Annotated in this window: 14 protein-coding genes, 1 tRNA gene, 1 other RNA gene and 1 riboswitch; of the genes, 7 read left to right on the forward strand and 9 right to left on the reverse strand. The window is 34.8% G+C overall.

Annotated features, from left to right (window positions below):
• On the reverse strand, window positions 1-1164 hold a 1164-nt coding region (locus MK115_RS02855), incomplete at its 3' end, for a cation:proton antiporter (protein WP_287609036.1).
• 150 nt (window positions 1165-1314) lie between these two features.
• Between MK115_RS02855 and MK115_RS02860 the strand changes: the two genes are divergently transcribed.
• On the forward strand, window positions 1315-3861 hold the full coding sequence (locus MK115_RS02860) for a glycogen/starch/alpha-glucan phosphorylase (protein WP_287609226.1): 2547 nt from the start codon (window positions 1315-1317) through the stop codon (window positions 3859-3861).
• Here MK115_RS02860 and MK115_RS02865 read toward each other — a convergent pair.
• The 3 genes from MK115_RS02865 to MK115_RS02875 all read right to left on the reverse strand — a co-directional run bounded on the left by MK115_RS02865 (window position 3854) and on the right by MK115_RS02875 (window position 4825).
• Window positions 3854-4309, reverse strand: coding sequence for a DUF8661 family protein (locus MK115_RS02865; protein ID WP_287609037.1), 456 nt, complete (start codon window positions 4307-4309; stop codon window positions 3854-3856). The genes MK115_RS02860 and MK115_RS02865 overlap by 8 nt on opposite strands.
• Before the next feature lie 31 nt (window positions 4310-4340).
• Window positions 4341-4673: a DUF8670 family protein gene (locus MK115_RS02870; protein ID WP_011377237.1), complete on the reverse strand. Its 333-nt coding sequence runs from the start codon at window positions 4671-4673 to the stop codon at window positions 4341-4343.
• Between the two features lie 78 nt (window positions 4674-4751).
• A tRNA-Arg gene (locus tag MK115_RS02875) sits at window positions 4752-4825 on the reverse strand.
• A 38-nt stretch (window positions 4826-4863) separates the two neighbouring features.
• On the opposite strand from MK115_RS02875, the gene rnpB reads away from it, so the two are divergent.
• An RNA gene (gene rnpB / locus MK115_RS02880) (RNase P RNA component class A) lies at window positions 4864-5243 on the forward strand.
• A gap of 21 nt (window positions 5244-5264) precedes the next feature.
• A complete protein-coding gene (locus MK115_RS02885) occupies window positions 5265-6014 on the forward strand; it encodes a ribonuclease III family protein (RefSeq protein ID WP_287609046.1) in 750 nt (249 codons plus the stop codon).
• A gap of 3 nt (window positions 6015-6017) precedes the next feature.
• Here the strand turns inward: MK115_RS02885 and MK115_RS02890 are convergent, their stop codons facing one another.
• Complete coding sequence (locus tag MK115_RS02890) at window positions 6018-6203, reverse strand: NAD(P)H dehydrogenase subunit NdhS (RefSeq protein ID WP_011863707.1); 186 nt, start codon at window positions 6201-6203, stop codon at window positions 6018-6020.
• Between the two features lie 24 nt (window positions 6204-6227).
• On the opposite strand from MK115_RS02890, the gene rimM reads away from it, so the two are divergent.
• Complete coding sequence (gene rimM, locus MK115_RS02895) at window positions 6228-6767, forward strand: ribosome maturation factor RimM (protein WP_287609049.1); 540 nt, start codon at window positions 6228-6230, stop codon at window positions 6765-6767.
• Between the two features lie 30 nt (window positions 6768-6797).
• Here the strand turns inward: rimM and glmS are convergent, their stop codons facing one another.
• Both glmS and psaC read right to left on the reverse strand, forming a co-directional pair.
• Window positions 6798-8693, reverse strand: a complete 1896-nt coding sequence (glmS, locus tag MK115_RS02900) for a glutamine--fructose-6-phosphate transaminase (isomerizing) (protein ID WP_287609051.1) — start codon at window positions 8691-8693, stop codon at window positions 6798-6800.
• A gap of 80 nt (window positions 8694-8773) precedes the next feature.
• Window positions 8774-9019: a photosystem I iron-sulfur center protein PsaC gene (gene psaC, locus MK115_RS02905; protein WP_007099573.1), complete on the reverse strand. Its 246-nt coding sequence runs from the start codon at window positions 9017-9019 to the stop codon at window positions 8774-8776.
• Window positions 9020-9152: 133 nt separating this feature from the next.
• Between psaC and acpP the strand changes: the two genes are divergently transcribed.
• Genes acpP through tkt form a run of 3 tightly spaced genes read left to right on the forward strand, consistent with a single transcriptional unit; the run spans window position 9153 to window position 12693 of the window.
• Window positions 9153-9392 (forward strand): acyl carrier protein, encoded by a 240-nt coding sequence (gene acpP / locus MK115_RS02910; RefSeq protein WP_002808065.1) that lies wholly within the window; start codon window positions 9153-9155, stop codon window positions 9390-9392.
• Window positions 9393-9398: 6 nt separating this feature from the next.
• The gene (gene fabF, locus MK115_RS02915) at window positions 9399-10643 is read left to right on the forward strand and encodes a beta-ketoacyl-ACP synthase II (protein WP_079299075.1); all 1245 of its coding nucleotides are present in this window, start codon (window positions 9399-9401) and stop codon (window positions 10641-10643) included.
• 43 nt (window positions 10644-10686) lie between these two features.
• Complete coding sequence (gene tkt, locus MK115_RS02920; protein WP_287609097.1) at window positions 10687-12693, forward strand: transketolase; 2007 nt, start codon at window positions 10687-10689, stop codon at window positions 12691-12693.
• A gap of 14 nt (window positions 12694-12707) precedes the next feature.
• Here tkt and thiC read toward each other — a convergent pair whose 3' ends face one another.
• Both thiC and MK115_RS02930 read right to left on the reverse strand, forming a co-directional pair.
• Window positions 12708-14078 carry a phosphomethylpyrimidine synthase ThiC gene (gene thiC, locus MK115_RS02925; RefSeq protein ID WP_011819223.1) on the reverse strand — a complete coding sequence of 457 codons (1371 nt, stop codon included), beginning with the start codon at window positions 14076-14078 and terminating at the stop codon, window positions 12708-12710.
• A 35-nt stretch (window positions 14079-14113) separates the two neighbouring features.
• Window positions 14114-14212: riboswitch (TPP riboswitch) on the reverse strand.
• Between the two features lie 275 nt (window positions 14213-14487).
• Window positions 14488-15672 carry an amidohydrolase gene (locus MK115_RS02930; RefSeq protein ID WP_287609101.1) on the reverse strand — a complete coding sequence of 395 codons (1185 nt, stop codon included), beginning with the start codon at window positions 15670-15672 and terminating at the stop codon, window positions 14488-14490.
• Window positions 15673-15675 lie beyond the last annotated feature (3 nt).

Genomic DNA, 15675 nt, shown 5'->3' on the forward strand with positions numbered 1-15675 from the left:
TCTAGGCATCATACCCAGACCAACAACTAATCTATTTGTAGGTTTATCACTTGAGAATACCCATCCTGCTGCAATTTTTCCAATAATCGCAACAACTAATAAAAATCCTGCAACTACAAGAGCTGATCTACTTGTTGGATCAAGTGGATTGATAACTGATAAATCCATTCCAGCTCCAACTAATACAAAGAAAATAGTTGCGAATAAGGATACTAAAGGTAAAACGGATTGTTGAATTGCGTGATTATTTTTAGAACTACTAAGAATTAATCCAGCTGCAAAAGCACCTAAAGCTGCTTCCAATCCAATGGCTGTTGCGACAAAACAACACAGCACAAGTATCACAAAAGAAGCTACCACTACGGCTCCAGGAGCCTTTAATCTATCTAATAACCAATCAAAACCTGGAGCTGCTGTTCTACTTAATGCAATAGCAGCAATAACAAATACTACAGCTGCTGCAACTAATTTAACAATAGGAGCAATTTCTAAAGTACCTCCGGCAGCAAGGGCGACTACAACTGCCAGAATAACAATTCCCAAAATATCGTCTAACACTGCTGCACCAATAACAATCTGTCCTTCTCTAGTTTTTAAATATCCCAACTCACCAAAAACACTTGCAGTAATTCCTATACTTGTTGCTGTCATAGATGCTCCAGCAAAAACTGCTGGAATTAGATCTACTTGGAAAATAAACATTAATCCAAGAGTTCCAAACGCAAACGGTAAAATTACGCCAGCCATAGCAACAGTAAAAGCCTGAGCACCGACAGCTACCAATTCCTCTAACTCACTTTCTAAGCCTGTTAAAAATAAAAGTGCATATAAACCAAGTGTTGCTACTGCTTGGAGCGAGGGAAAGCTTTCGAAATAAACATCAGGTACTGCTTCTGGGGGGATTGACGCTAATGAACTAATTACATTTACAAGTCCCTCATTTAGTTCAGTTCCAGCTGAGGGCGGTATCAATAAATGGAATCCTGATGCTCCTATTACAACCCCTGCAAGAAGCTCACCTACAATCGTTGGCAAACTTAGTCTTACTAATACTTCTGCTAATGCTCTTGCTGCTAAAAAGATCAATAAAAATCTTATAACTCCGATCAACGTTTCAGCAACTTCTAAATCATGTGCACTTAATTCAGCAAGTAAAGAGTACATTTAAGTGTAAAAAATAAACTACCTAATTGGAAGATAGTTTATTGAGGGCCCACTTTAAGAAATATGTAAGAAAAAAGCAAAAATACTCAACAAGTGTGGATCTGAAGTTACAACAAAGAAATTTTCTTAAAAATGGCTATTGTCTGTTATATGGCTAATCCAATGAATTCCAACGAACCCTTTGATCTACGCTTGCCTACACCAGGCTGCTATTTAGATCCTGAGAAAGCTGGCATGGATTCTGATGCTGTTTTTCAAGGAATGACAGCCCATCTTTTTTATACTCTTGGAAAGTTAGCTACTTCTGCAAGTCCTCACGACTTGTACATGGCTTTAAGTTATGCAGTTAAAGATAGGCTAATGACAAGATATTTAGCCAGCCAAGAAGTCATAAGAAAAAAACCACAAAAAACAGTCGCCTACTTATCAGCAGAATTTTTAATAGGCCCTCAATTAAGTAATAATCTTCTAAATCTTGGAATAACTCAAGAGGCAGAAGATGCTTTAAAAAGATTTGGCATTGAATCATTGTCAACAATTCTTGAAGTTGAAGAGGAGCCTGGATTAGGAAATGGTGGACTTGGCAGACTTGCAGCTTGTTATATGGAATCATTAGCATCTCTACAAGTTCCAGCAGTTGGTTATGGTATTAGATATGAATTTGGAATATTCAATCAGTTAATTAGGGATGGTTGGCAAGTTGAAGTAACTGACAAATGGTTAAAAGGTGGATGGCCATGGGAACTTCCACAACCAGACGAATCATGTTTCGTTGGTTTTGGAGGCAGAACTGAAAGTTATAGAGATGATAAAGGGAACTACAGATCAAGATGGATTCCCTCTGAACATGCTATTGGAGTACCTCATGATGTTCCAGTTTTAGGATACAGAGTAAATACATGTGACAGATTAAGATTATGGAGAGCTGATGCAACTGAAAGTTTTGACTTTTATGCATTCAATATTGGTGATTATTATGGTGCAGTAGAAGAAAAAGTTGCATCTGAAACTCTTTCAAAAGTTCTATATCCAAATGATGGAACTGACGAAGGTAGAAGATTAAGACTCAAACAACAACACTTTTTTGTAAGTTGTTCTCTTCAAGATATGTTGAGAAGCCTTGAAAAAAGATCAATACCAATAACAGAATTCCCTAAGCATTGGACAGTCCAATTGAATGATACCCATCCTGCTATTGCAGTTGCAGAATTAATGAGACTTCTTATTGACCAATATCAAATAGGTTGGGATAAAGCTTGGAATATAACAACCTCCTCAGTTGCTTATACCAACCACACATTACTACCAGAAGCTTTAGAGAAATGGGATTTAGGTTTATTTAATGATCTTCTTCCTCGTCATCTAGAAATTATTTATGAAATTAATTGGAGATTTCTACAACAATTAAGACTACGTTATCCTGGAGATGACAAGATCCTTCAAAAACTTTCAATAATTGATGAAGAAGGTTCCAAATCAGTGCGAATGGCCCACTTAGCTACAATTGGAGCACATCATATAAATGGTGTTGCAGCTCTTCACTCAGATCTAATAAAAAGACAACTTCTGCCTGAATTCGCAGCATTATGGCCTGAAAAATTTACAAATGTAACTAATGGGGTTACTCCAAGAAGATGGGTTGCCTTATCTAATCCATCATTATCTAACCTTCTAGAAGAAGAAGTTGGTCCAAATTGGATAACAAATATGGAACTTCTTAAGAAGTTAGAAGAAAAAAAAGATGACAACAATTTTTTACAAAAATTTGAGGAAACTAAACTAAATGGCAAAAGAAAATTAGCTAGTTTTATCCATTCAAAAACTGGAATACTTGTAGACCCATCAAGTTTATTTGATGTTCAAGTAAAAAGAATACATCAATATAAAAGGCAACATTTAAACGCTCTTCAAATTATTGCTCAATATTTAAGAATCAAAAATGGTACAAACAAATATGAAGTCCCAAGAACAATAATATTTGGAGGTAAAGCTGCACCAGGCTACTTTATGGCAAAGCTGATGATTCGATTTATAAATGGTATTGCTGACGTAGTCAATTCCGATCCAGATATGGATGGTCTATTAAGAGTTGTTTTTCTACCAGACTATAACGTTAAACTTGGTGAAATAGTTTATCCTGCAACGGATCTTTCAGAACAAATTTCAACTGCTGGAAAAGAAGCATCTGGGACTGGAAATATGAAATTTGCAATGAATGGAGCGTTAACTATTGGAACCTTAGATGGAGCTAATGTTGAATTAAGAGATCTTGTGAAAAAAGAGAATTTCTTCCTTTTTGGTAAAACTGAAAGCGAAATTATGGACTTAAAAAATAATAATTATTCTCCCAAAACTTTTATTGATCAATGTCCAGAGCTCAAAGAGGTTATACGCCTAATTGAAATTGGCCACTTTAGCAATGGGGATAAAGAATTATTTAAACCTTTATTAAATAGCCTTACAGGACATGACCCATTTTTTGTTATGGCTGACTTTGAAGATTACTTAAATAAACAGGATGTGGTCAGTGAATGCTGGAATAATAAAAAATCTTGGAATAAAATGGCATTATTAAATACTGCTAGATCAGGATATTTTTCTTCAGATAGATCTATTAGAGAGTACTGTAAATCTATTTGGAAAGTCTCTCCAATGCCAGTTGAAATTACTTGCGATGTCGAAGAATTAACTAATTAATATTTTTCTTATCTGGTGAATCTGGAGTTTGATGAAATAATCTATTCAAAATTAATCGATCCATATTTAATGGGTCTGGGGCTAATTCATTTGCAATTTCTTTAAATTTTGATTCAATATTGTTTGAAATTTTTGTATCAAATATTCTTTCCATTAATGCTTCAATTGAATATAAATAGGCATTAACACTTTCAAGTTCATCTAAAGCTTCAGTAATTTCTGTATCAGAAATATGTTTTTCTTTTGTACTGGTTTCTTCATTTGATTCTCTTTCAGATAATTCTCTCTGCAACTCATCAGTAACCTTAGTACAAAGAGTTCTGAAAGATTGAATAGATGCCCAATTCAATTCTTGTTGCTGCTTAAAAGTAGGAAATTCTCTAATCAGACGATCATGCTCTTTATAAAATCTCTGACAATCAGAGCATTGACATGGTTCTTCAGCCAAAAGAAAATATAATTCTTTTTATATCATCTCACTATTTGGGCAAAATTGTAGGGCCATCCAATAATTCGTCATTTTCATCGAGTGAATCTGGACTATCTGGCAAAGGTATCTCAATACTAGTAACCAAATTAATAACATCTCTTAGTCTCATAGAATCAGCAAACCATCCCATTGCTTGCTCGGCATCGCCTCTTTTTTCAGCATCATTTGCTTGATCTTCGTGAGCTTCCGCCAATAGAGCAAGCCAGCAAAGGCATCTTGCTTGAACTATTGAAAGATCTAAATCATTAGGTTGGGATTTAGAAATGCGTTCATGCTCTTGTTGAATTAAGAGCTTTAAACGCATATCATGCAACTTAGCCATAAAAGATTTACTACTAACTATACGCTAGCTAGAGAGTAGCAAGTTTGCACACATACTACATATAGTTTTTTATTTTTACGGGACTGGCGGGAGTCGAACCCACGACCTACGGTTTAGGAAACCGTTGCTCTATCCTGCTGAGCTACAGCCCCAATAGATGATTTTTGGAGTATTAAGCATTATGCTAAATGAAAGCAGGAGAGGCAATCGCAAGAAAGTTTTATTTTGTTTCCAAAATAAAACTTTCTTGAGGAAAGTCCGGGCTCCCACATGGTCAGGCTTGCTGGGTAATTCCCAGTGCGGGCAACCGTGAGGATAGTGCCACAGAAACATACCGCCTAATACTTTATGTATGGCAAGGGTGCAAGGGTGTGGTAAGAGCGCACCAGCAACATTGAGAAGTGTTGGCTAGGTAAACCCCGGCTGGGAGCAAGGCTTAGTAGATTTATGACCATTACACAATCTACTTTTAAGCGCCGCTTGAGACTGTGAAGTAATTCCAGTCCTAGATAGATGATTGCCCATCTTAATTAAGATGAACAGAACCCGGCTTATGACCTGCTTTCTAATTGTTGTGATTATTCAAATCAGATGACAAATATAATTAACGCAAAGAGAATTAATCAAATAACTACTTTTTTAAAGTCTTTAAATATTAAATCAAAAAGATTTTCTGAAATAATTAGAACTCAAAATATTTCAATTATTCAAGATTTTAATCAAGCATTTATCCATTCCTCAGAGGATAAAATCATAAATTATGAAAAACTAGAATTTTTCGGAGATGCAGTACTCAGATTAGCTGCTTCTAATTTTATTGAAAAAAAATATCCTCAAATGAGTGTAGGAGAAAGATCAGAGCTAAGAGCACAAATTGTAAGTGATGAATGGTTAACTAAATTAGGGGAAAAAATTAATATAGAAAAATTAATAATTAAAGGACCTAAAGCTCTTGGTGATGAAAATTCAAAAAATACTATTATTGGTGAAGCTACAGAAGCTTTAATCGGTGCTGTTTACAAGTGCTTTAATTCCATTCAGGAAGTAAATCTTTGGTTAGATGATATTTGGGAGGAAGATTCAGAAATATTTTTAAAAGCTCCATATAAATTCAAATCTAAAACAGTATTGCAAGAGTGGTGTCAAAGTAAAGGTTTTGATTTGCCAGTCTATAAAATAATTGAAGTCTCAAAGAAAAATGGGGACCCTAAAAGATTTTCTTGCGATATATTTATCGAAGGATTAAAAGAATCATCTGCATTCGGCAAGTCCCATAAACAAGCAGAAACAAATGCAGCTAGAGTTTTGATAGAAAAATTTATTACTACAGGTAAAATCTAATTTTTATACTATTTCTAAATTGGTTAGCTGAAAAGTTATGAGTTTATCCCAATTACCTCCTTCAAAAAGAACCGCTGCTCTTTTTTTTGTAACTCTTTGTACAAACCCTTTATATCCTCTATATATAGAATTAGTGTCTTTTACAACAACAAAAGAACCAGGGAGTATGGGTTTAGTAGATAATTCCATAAAACACTCTTTCTAATACAATATATGATAAATAAAAATGAATGGTTGACTGTTGGATTGATAACATCATGTCATGGAATTAATGGACAGGTAAAGGTTAAATCTCTAAGTGATTTTGAAGAAAGATTTTTAAAACCGGGAATTAGATGGTTGCAAAAAGAAAATGAACCTCCTTCAAAAATAGAACTTATATCTGGTTTCAAACAGCCTGGTAAAGAAACCTTCATAGTTAAGTTCCAAGGAATAAATACAAGAAATCATGCAGAGCAACTGAAAAAATTTAAAATTCTTGTAAAAACCGATAAACTACCCAAATTAAAAAAGGAAGAATTCCACTTGTTAGAACTTGTAAATCTCGAGGTCAAGACTTTAGAAAATGATGAATTAAAAAAAATTGGGAAAGTTATCAATTTAGAAAATGAGAAAAATAATTTACTTGTTATTGAACTATTTAAAAATCAAAAAAAAGTTCTTATACCATTTGTTAAAGAAATAGTCCCATTAGTAGATATAAAAAATAATTTTCTAATCATCAATCCTCCAAATGGACTTTTAGAGCTATAAATTAAAAAATAAAAATTTGTAAGAAACTCATTATTCAACAGTTACACTTTTAGCTAAATTTCTTGGTTGATCCACGTCAAGTCCCCTATGAGCTGCAATATGGTAACTCAATAATTGTAAAGGCAGTATATTAAGTAGAGGTGAAATCCATTCATTAGAGGAAGGAACTTTCATTAAATAATCAAAGATTTCAGTTCCATTACATTCAGGAGCAATCCCAATCAAATATGAATCTCTAGCTTTTGCTTCTTGAGCATTACTGATAACTTTATCAAAAACCTCACCAGGGGAGGCAATAGAAATTACAGGTACTTTTTTATCTAACAAAGCTATTGGACCATGTTTCATTTCACCAGCAGGATATCCAGCTGCATGAATATAACTAATTTCTTTAAGTTTTAACGCGCCTTCAAGAGCAATAGGATAATTTATTCCTCTTCCTAAAAAAATAACATCTTTAATATTAAAAAAGTCATGTGCTAGCTTTTCTGAAGATTTATTATGTTTCTCTAAGAGATCTTCCAGTAATGGCGGAAGTTTTATAAGTTCGTTTATTAATTTACCTATTTCATCAGGACTTTGATTACCTTTAATTTGAGCAAATTTTATAGCTAATCCATAAAAAGAAAGTAATTGAGCAAAAAAAGTTTTTGTTGCTGCAACTCCAACTTCTATTCCTGCACAGATATCAATTATATTTGAGACCTGCCTTCCTATGGAACTCTCTTTTCTATTTGTTATTGCAATAAGATTGGGTTTAAATTTTTTATTTTCAATTGAAGAACGTCTTTTAATTTCCATATCGATAGCCGCAATTGTATCAGCAGTTTCTCCAGATTGAGTGACTCCAATAGTTAATGTATTTGGCAATAGTGGAGGTGGTGAATATCGAAATTCGCTTGCATAAAAGACATTTGTAGGGATACCTGAAAATTGTTCTAATAAAAAGCTGCCCACCATTGCAGCATGTTTACTTGTACCACAAGCAATAATTTCAATTCTTTCTATTGATTCAAAAAACTCTGTATCAAATGGATAGTTGATTTGATATTGACCATTATCTGAGTTCTTAATTAAATAATTTTCCAACCAGTTTTTTGCAGTCTGTGGCTGATCATATATCTCTTTTAACATGTAGTGTTTGAAATTCATCTTATCCATTATTTGCTCTGAGACTTTTAAAGAAACTGGATTTCTATATTGTCTCTCGTTGCTTGAGTCATATATTTCAATTCCAAGCGGAGTCAACAAAGCTATTTCTTCATCCTCCATAGGCAAAATAATATTCGTAAAGTTTGCAATGGCTGGAGTATCACTAGCACAAATAAATTCTCCTTCACCCAAACCAATAATCAAGGGCGCTTGTCTTCTTGCAACTACCAAAGAGGTTGGAGCACCAGACCATAAAACTGCTAAAGCATAAGATCCTTCTAAATCCGATAATACATTTCTCACAGCTACTAATAATGTTGACCCATTATTCTCAAGATTAAGTTTACTTAATGTATTTAACTCTCTTTGAATTAGATGGGGAATTACCTCGGTATCTGTATCAGAATTAAAAATAATACCCTCTTTCTCTAATTTATTTTTTAAATCTTGGAAATTTTCAATAATGCCATTTTGAACAACTGCTATATTTCCTGAACTATCGGTATGAGGATGTGCATTTTTAACCTCAGGCTTTCCATGAGTTGCCCATCTGGTATGACCTATACCCACAGTTCCAGGAATATTATGATCATTAAGATTACTTATTAAATTCTTAAGTTTTCCTTCTGCTTTATTACAAGAAATACAATTTGTTTCGGAATTTATTATTGCAATACCTGCAGAATCATAACCTCTGTATTCAAGTTTTTCTAAACCATTAATTAATAATGGTAAAGCTTTTTTATATCCAGTTACAGCAACTATTCCACACATACGGATTTTTTTTTCAATTATATTGAAATAAAATGCGTATTTACTAAAACATGGACTCTCTTAAAACTGCACTATAAAAATTAATATGCTAAACCCATACTCCTAGAAGTCTCATCTCCTAAATAAACACGAATACTTAAGAAATCTGTAGGACATGCCGTTTCACATCTTTTGCAACCTACACAATCTTCTGTTCTAGGAGATGAAGCTATTTGGCCAGCTTTACAGCCGTCCCAAGGAACCATCTCTAAAACATCAAGTGGGCAAGCCCTTACACATTGGGTACAACCAATGCAAGTGTCATAAATTTTAACTGCGTGTGACATGTAAAAATTGTCTTTTGAACCTCGTTTTATAATACTATTGTCTTACAAAGAAATTAAAAAAATTAAGATATGCTTCACTCTTGTTAACTCTAGGGCATAAAATCATATAGATAATTAGTAATTTCCATAAACTATGTCACAAGAAATCCTCGAAAAAGTCTGTTCTATTGTTTCAGAACAATTAAGCGTTGAAGCAGGAGAAGTCAAATCAGATTCAAATTTCCAAAATGATTTAGGTGCAGATTCTCTAGATACTGTTGAATTAGTAATGGCTCTTGAAGAAGCATTTGATATTGAAATTCCTGATGAAGCAGCTGAAGGAATAGCAACTGTTGGCGATGCAGTAAAATTCATCGAAGAAAAAAAAGGTTAGTATAGGATGCCAAATTTCCATCGAGTAGTTATTACTGGTATCGGAGCAGTAACTCCAATTGGTAATAACATTGATGAATATTTAGTCGGTCTTCAAACAGGTACTAATGGGGTCTCAGATATTACTCTCTTTGATCCTGAACAACATCCCTGCAAATTTGCTGCAGAAGTAAAAAATCTTCAATCTGAAAATTTTATTGAAGCTAAAGAATCCAAAAGATGGGATCGTTTTTCCCAGTTTGGAGTTATTGCTGCAAAGCAAGCCTTTAATGATTCTGGACTTGAAATTACTGAAGCTAATGCATCAAGAATTGGAGTGATTATTGGTTCTGGTGTTGGAGGCTTACTAACTATGGAAAGTCAAGCTCAAATATTGAGTCATAAAGGACCTAAAAGAGTAAGTCCATTTACAGTCCCAATGATGATTCCAAACATGGCAACTGGATTAGCTGCTATCGCTTTGGGTGCAAAAGGACCAAGTTCCTCTGTTTCCACCGCTTGCGCTGCCGGTTCAAATGCAATTGGTGATTCTTTTAGATTACTCCAACTTGGAAAAGCAGATGCAATGATCTGTGGGGGAGCAGAAGCAAGTATTACGCCTCTTGGAGTAGCTGGTTTTGCCAGTGCCAAAGCTCTTTCTTCCAGAAATGAAAGCCCTCAAACTGCTAGCAGACCTTTTGATGCAGAAAGAGATGGATTTGTTATTGGAGAGGGATCTGGAATTCTTGTTTTAGAAACTTTAGAAAATGCACAAAAAAGGAATGCGAGAATTTATGCAGAAATAGTTGGTTATGGAACAACATGTGATGCTCATCATATAACTGCTCCATCTCCAGGCGGGATTGGAGGCGCCGAAGCTATCAAATTAGCAATTGAAGACGCTTGTCTTAGCCTTGAAAAAGTTGATTACATAAATGCTCATGGAACAAGTACATCAGCTAATGATAAAAATGAAACTTCTGCAATTAAATCTATTTTTAGAGACAGATCTTACCTCATTCCTGTAAGCTCTACTAAGTCGATGACAGGTCATCTCCTAGGAGGCTCAGGAGGTATAGAAGCTGTAGCTTGTATACTTTCTTTGACACATAATTTTATCCCTCCTACAATTAACTACGTCAATCGAGATCCTGAATGTGATCTTGATTATGTACCAAATAATGCAAGAGAAGCTCAAGTAGGAGTTGCTCTTTCTAATTCTTTCGGCTTTGGTGGTCACAATGTTTGCCTTGCTTTCAGCAAAATGAATTGAAGACAACCAATTCTGTATTTCCAACTTAACTTATTTTAAAACAATGGTCGCTGCATCTGTTTCATTAGAATCACTTTGTGTAAATAGTATAAGAATGCTTGCTGTAGATGCAGTAAATAAATCTAATAGTGGACATCCTGGATTGCCAATGGGATGTGCTCCTATGGGTTATGCATTATGGCAAAACATACTTAATCACAACCCTAATAACCCAAAATGGTTCAATAGAGACCGTTTTGTATTATCAGCTGGTCATGGCTGTATGCTGTTATATTCCTTGCTTCATTTGACAGGATATAAATCAGTTTCCATAGAAGATATTAAAGAATTTAGGCAATGGGGATCAAAAACTCCTGGACATCCAGAAACATTCGAAACTGAAGGTGTTGAAGTTACAGCTGGGCCTCTTGGAGCAGGAATTTCAAATGCAGTTGGTTTAGCAATAGCTGAAACTCACTTAGCAGCTAAATTTAATAAGCCTGATTGCAATATCGTTGATCACTATACTTACGTAATAATGGGTGACGGCTGTAATCAAGAAGGTATTGCATCAGAGGCCTGCTCATTAGCTGGTCATCTTAAGCTTGGAAAATTAATTGCACTCTATGACGATAATCAAATTACAATTGATGGGCGAACCGACGTTTCTTTCACCGAAGATGTTTTAAAAAGATACGAAGCTTATGGATGGCATGTACAACATGTTGAAGATGGGAATCATGATGTTAAAGGAATAACTGAAGCTATCGAAAAAGCAAAATTAATTACAGACAAACCTTCAATTATAAAAATTTCTACAACCATAGGTTATGGTTCTCCCAATAAATCAGATACTGCTGGAATTCATGGAGCAGCTGTTGGAGAAGAAGAAGCTGCATTAACTAGAGAGTTTCTAAATTGGGAATATCCTCCATTTGAAATACCAGATGAAGTATATGCGCATTTTAGAAAATCAATAAACAAAGGTGAAAATTTAGAGAAAGAATGGGATTCTAAATTTGAAGAATATCAAAAAAAATATCCCTCTGAAGGAGCCGAGTTAAAAAGAATGTTAGAGGGTCAATTACCTGAGAATTGGGACTCAGATCTCCCCTCTTATTCGCCTGATGATAAAGGGTTAGCCACCAGAAAGCATTCACAAATATGTTTGGGTGCTCTAGGTCCTAACCTACCTGAATTAATTGGCGGATCAGCAGATTTAACTCACTCTAATTACACAGATATAAAAGGAGAAACTGGATCATTCCAGCCACATAGCCCTGAAAAAAGATATTTACATTTTGGTGTACGAGAGCATGCAATGGCAGCTGTACTTAATGGTATTGCCTATCACAATAGTGGTCTTATCCCTTATGGTGGAACCTTCCTTGTTTTCGCCGATTATATGAGGGGCTCAATGAGGCTTTCAGCACTTAGCGAATTAGGAGTAATCTATGTCTTAACTCACGATTCAATTGGTGTAGGAGAAGATGGCCCAACACATCAACCTATTGAAACTATCCCTTCTCTTCGTGCCATGCCTAACATGCTAGTTTTCAGACCAGGAGATGGAAATGAGACAAGTGGAGCTTATAAGCTTGCTATTCAAAATCGAAAAAGACCTTCTGCCCTTTGTTTAAGTAGACAAGGTATGCCAAATCAAGAAAATACTTCGATCGACAAAGTTGCTCTAGGAGGATATGTAGTTTCCGATTGTGAAGGAACACCAGATCTAATATTTATTGGTACTGGAAGCGAACTGAATCTTTGCATTGAAGCAAGTAAGGAAATTTCAAGCTTAGGTAAAAAAATTAGAGTTGTTTCTATGCCTTGTGTAGAACTTTTTGAAGAGCAAGAAGAATCTTATAAAGAAAGTGTTTTACCTAGTAGTGTGAAAAAGAGAGTTGTAGTAGAAGCTGCCCATTCATTTGGTTGGCATAAATATACAGGTTTTGATGGAATTTGTATTACTATGGATAGGTTTGGTGCATCAGCACCAGGTGGAGAATGTATGAAAAATTTTGGATTTACAGTCGAAAACGTAGTTAATAAGACGAAGGAAATTCTATAACTACTAATTGATAACTACACTGAAGTATTGCATTCTTCAAGCTTATCTTTTAACTGATCAAGAGATTCATCAGAAATCTTTGAATTCATTGGACAATGTTTAGGGCCACACATTGAACAAAACTCTGCCTTTTTAAAGATTTCTTCAGGCAGTGTTTCATCATGGTACTGCTTTGCCCTTTCCGGATCTAATGAAAGTTCGAATTGTTTATTCCAATCAAAGTTATACCTTGCATGACTAAGTTCATCATCTCGATCACGAGCTCCAGCTCTATGTCTTGCTATATCAGCAGCGTGAGCAGCTATTTTATAAGCAATTAAGCCTTCTCTTACATCTTCTGCATTTGGTAGACCTAGATGTTCTTTTGGGGTTACATAACATAACATAGAAGTTCCATACCACCCTGCCATCGCCGCCCCAATAGCACTTGATATATGGTCATAACCAGGAGATATATCTGTCACTAATGGACCAAGCACATAAAATGGGGCTTCTGAACATTCTTCCATTTGCTTTCTCACATTAAACTCAATTTGGTCCATAGGTACATGACCAGGACCCTCAACCATTACTTGAACATTATGTTCCCATGCTCTTCGAGTAAGCTCGCCTAAGGTCTTCAATTCAGCTAGCTGAGCATCATCAGAAGCATCATGCAAACATCCAGGCCTTAGTGAATCTCCTAGAGAAAAAGTACAATCATATTTCTTAAAAATCTCACAAATATCATCAAACCTTGTATAGAGAGGATTTTGCTTAAAATGATGTAACATCCATTGAGCTAAAATACCTCCCCCTCTACTGACAATTCCAGTAATTCTTCCTTTAACTTTCGGCAAATGCTCTATTAATAGCCCAGCATGAATAGTTTGATAATCTACGCCCTGCTGACAATGTTTTTCAATAATATGAAGAAAATCGTCTTCAGTTAGTCTATCTATTGAACCATGTACACTTTCTAAAGCTTGATAAACAGGAACAGTTCCTATGGGAACAGGAGATTCTTGAATAATTGCTTGTCGGACTTCATCTAAATTTACTCCTCCCGTAGAAAGATCCATAACCGTATCAGCACCATATTTAACAGCAAGTTTGAGCTTTTCTACTTCTTCATTGATATCACTTGCATTAGGGGAAGCACCAATATTGGCATTAACTTTGCATCTAGAAGCAATACCTATAGACATTGGCTCAAGATTCAAATGATTAATATTAGCTGGAATAATTAATCTTCCTCTTGCCACTTCTTCCATTATTAAAGAAGAAGGAAGATTCTCTTTTTTAGCAACAAAATCCATTTCTTCAGTGATATATCCGTTTCTCGCAAAGTTCATCTGAGTTACATTGTCTTTCCCAAGGCGAGGCTTAATCCAAGAACTTCTCATAATTTCTTAATTTTTAAAAGTGTTATTACTAAAGTTTGATCAAATCTCCACTTCCCTGCATCAAGATTAATGATTCAGGTTCAAAGGGTATGATCTCAGCTAAGTTAAATTTCTTAGCACCCCTAGTATTAATCTTATTAATAGCTCTTTTCTAAAAATAAGTCATCTCATATTGCGTGAAAATAAATAAAATTGTTTTATTTATTTTTTTGATAAGACTTTATCTTTTTTAAAATATTTTTTCTATCCAATTGTCTGCTTATACCCCTCTCCAAAATAATTACAATCCCCATTAAGCCAATAGGTAAATAAAAAATCTTCTTGGAATTATCCCTAAATATTAATCCGATGGCAGATATAAAAATCATGAAAGGAGCTACAAAAGATAAAAAATATCTTTTATTAATTTTCATTTGCCAATAGTATTAATTTTTTCATTGTTTAATTTTACTATGGATTCTGTTATCACTTTAATTCCAACAGCAATAGCTCTTTCATCTGGATCAAATTTAGAACTATGAAGCGGAGCACATCCATTTGAACTCGAAACGCCAAGCCTAAACATAGCCCCTGGAATATCTTTTAAAAATTCAGCGAAATCCTCAGCTCCTAATGATGGTTTTTGTAATTCGATAACATTTTCTTGACCCAAAACCTTAATTCCCGAATCTCTAAGGACTCTATTAATTTCAGAATTATTATTAACTGCCGGAGTGATTTCTCTAAATATTACTTTTGCTTCAGCTCCGCAACTATTAGCTAAAGAAGTGATATTTTCATTGAGCCAATTACCAATATTCTTAAATACTTTACGATTAGTGCATCTAACCGTACCAATTAAATTAACCTTTTCTGCAAGAACATTGAATGCATTGCCACCATTTATTTTCCCAAAAGTTATTACTACAGGATCTAAAGGGTCTAACTTCCGTGTTATTGATTCTTGAATTCCCGAGATAACTTTAGAGGCCGCCCAAATAGCATCAACTCCTTCATGAGGTCGAGCACCATGGCCTGATTTTCCTTTAATCTCAACATTAAGTTCTCCAGCAGCTGCAGTTAAACTTCCCTCTTTAATGCCAATAGTCCCTACGGATAAATCGGGGTAGACATGAACTCCCAAAATATGGGTTAAACCATTAGTTGCACCATCCTTAATCATCCATCTAGCTCCACTCGCAATTTCTTCAGCAGGCTGAAAAATTATCCGAGTCCCAAAATTTAGTTTTAAATCCTTAATAATTTTTGCCACACCCAATCCAATCGATATATGCAAATCGTGACCACAGGCATGCATAACACCATCTACTTTTGAAGAAAAACTTAATTTAGTTTCCTCAAATATTGGCAAAGCATCCATATCCACTCTTAAACCTATAATACCTTTATCTAGGGGGCCAAAATCAGCTATAACTCCAGTCCTACCTATAGATTCTCTAACATTCCAACCAATATCTTTTAAAAAACCACTGATCAAGATCGCTGTTTGATTTTCAAGTCCACTTAATTCCGGATGTGCATGGATATGTCTTCTTAAGTTAATTAATTCATCATTAAACGAATCAATTTTTTTATAAAACTGATCTCTATTCATTAC

The organism is Prochlorococcus sp. ALOHA_ZT_50, assembly GCF_022447305.1.
Taxonomy (GTDB): domain Bacteria; phylum Cyanobacteriota; class Cyanobacteriia; order PCC-6307; family Cyanobiaceae; genus Prochlorococcus_A.

Coding starts and splice junctions, on each gene's coding strand:
- acpP (WP_002808065.1), top strand. CDS start 9,153: ATGTCACAAGAAATCCTCGAAAAAGTCTGTTCTATTGTTTCAGAACAA.
- fabF (WP_079299075.1), top strand. CDS start 9,399: ATGCCAAATTTCCATCGAGTAGTTATTACTGGTATCGGAGCAGTAACT.
- MK115_RS02870 (WP_011377237.1), bottom strand. CDS start 4,673: ATGGCTAAGTTGCATGATATGCGTTTAAAGCTCTTAATTCAACAAGAG.
- MK115_RS02890 (WP_011863707.1), bottom strand. CDS start 6,203: ATGGAATTATCTACTAAACCCATACTCCCTGGTTCTTTTGTTGTTGTA.
- thiC (WP_011819223.1), bottom strand. CDS start 14,078: ATGAGAAGTTCTTGGATTAAGCCTCGCCTTGGGAAAGACAATGTAACT.
- glmS (WP_287609051.1), bottom strand. CDS start 8,693: ATGTGTGGAATAGTTGCTGTAACTGGATATAAAAAAGCTTTACCATTA.
- MK115_RS02885 (WP_287609046.1), top strand. CDS start 5,265: ATGACAAATATAATTAACGCAAAGAGAATTAATCAAATAACTACTTTT.
- rimM (WP_287609049.1), top strand. CDS start 6,228: ATGATAAATAAAAATGAATGGTTGACTGTTGGATTGATAACATCATGT.
- psaC (WP_007099573.1), bottom strand. CDS start 9,019: ATGTCACACGCAGTTAAAATTTATGACACTTGCATTGGTTGTACCCAA.
- tkt (WP_287609097.1), top strand. CDS start 10,687: ATGGTCGCTGCATCTGTTTCATTAGAATCACTTTGTGTAAATAGTATA.
- MK115_RS02860 (WP_287609226.1), top strand. CDS start 1,315: ATGGCTAATCCAATGAATTCCAACGAACCCTTTGATCTACGCTTGCCT.
- MK115_RS02930 (WP_287609101.1), bottom strand. CDS start 15,672: ATGAATAGAGATCAGTTTTATAAAAAAATTGATTCGTTTAATGATGAA.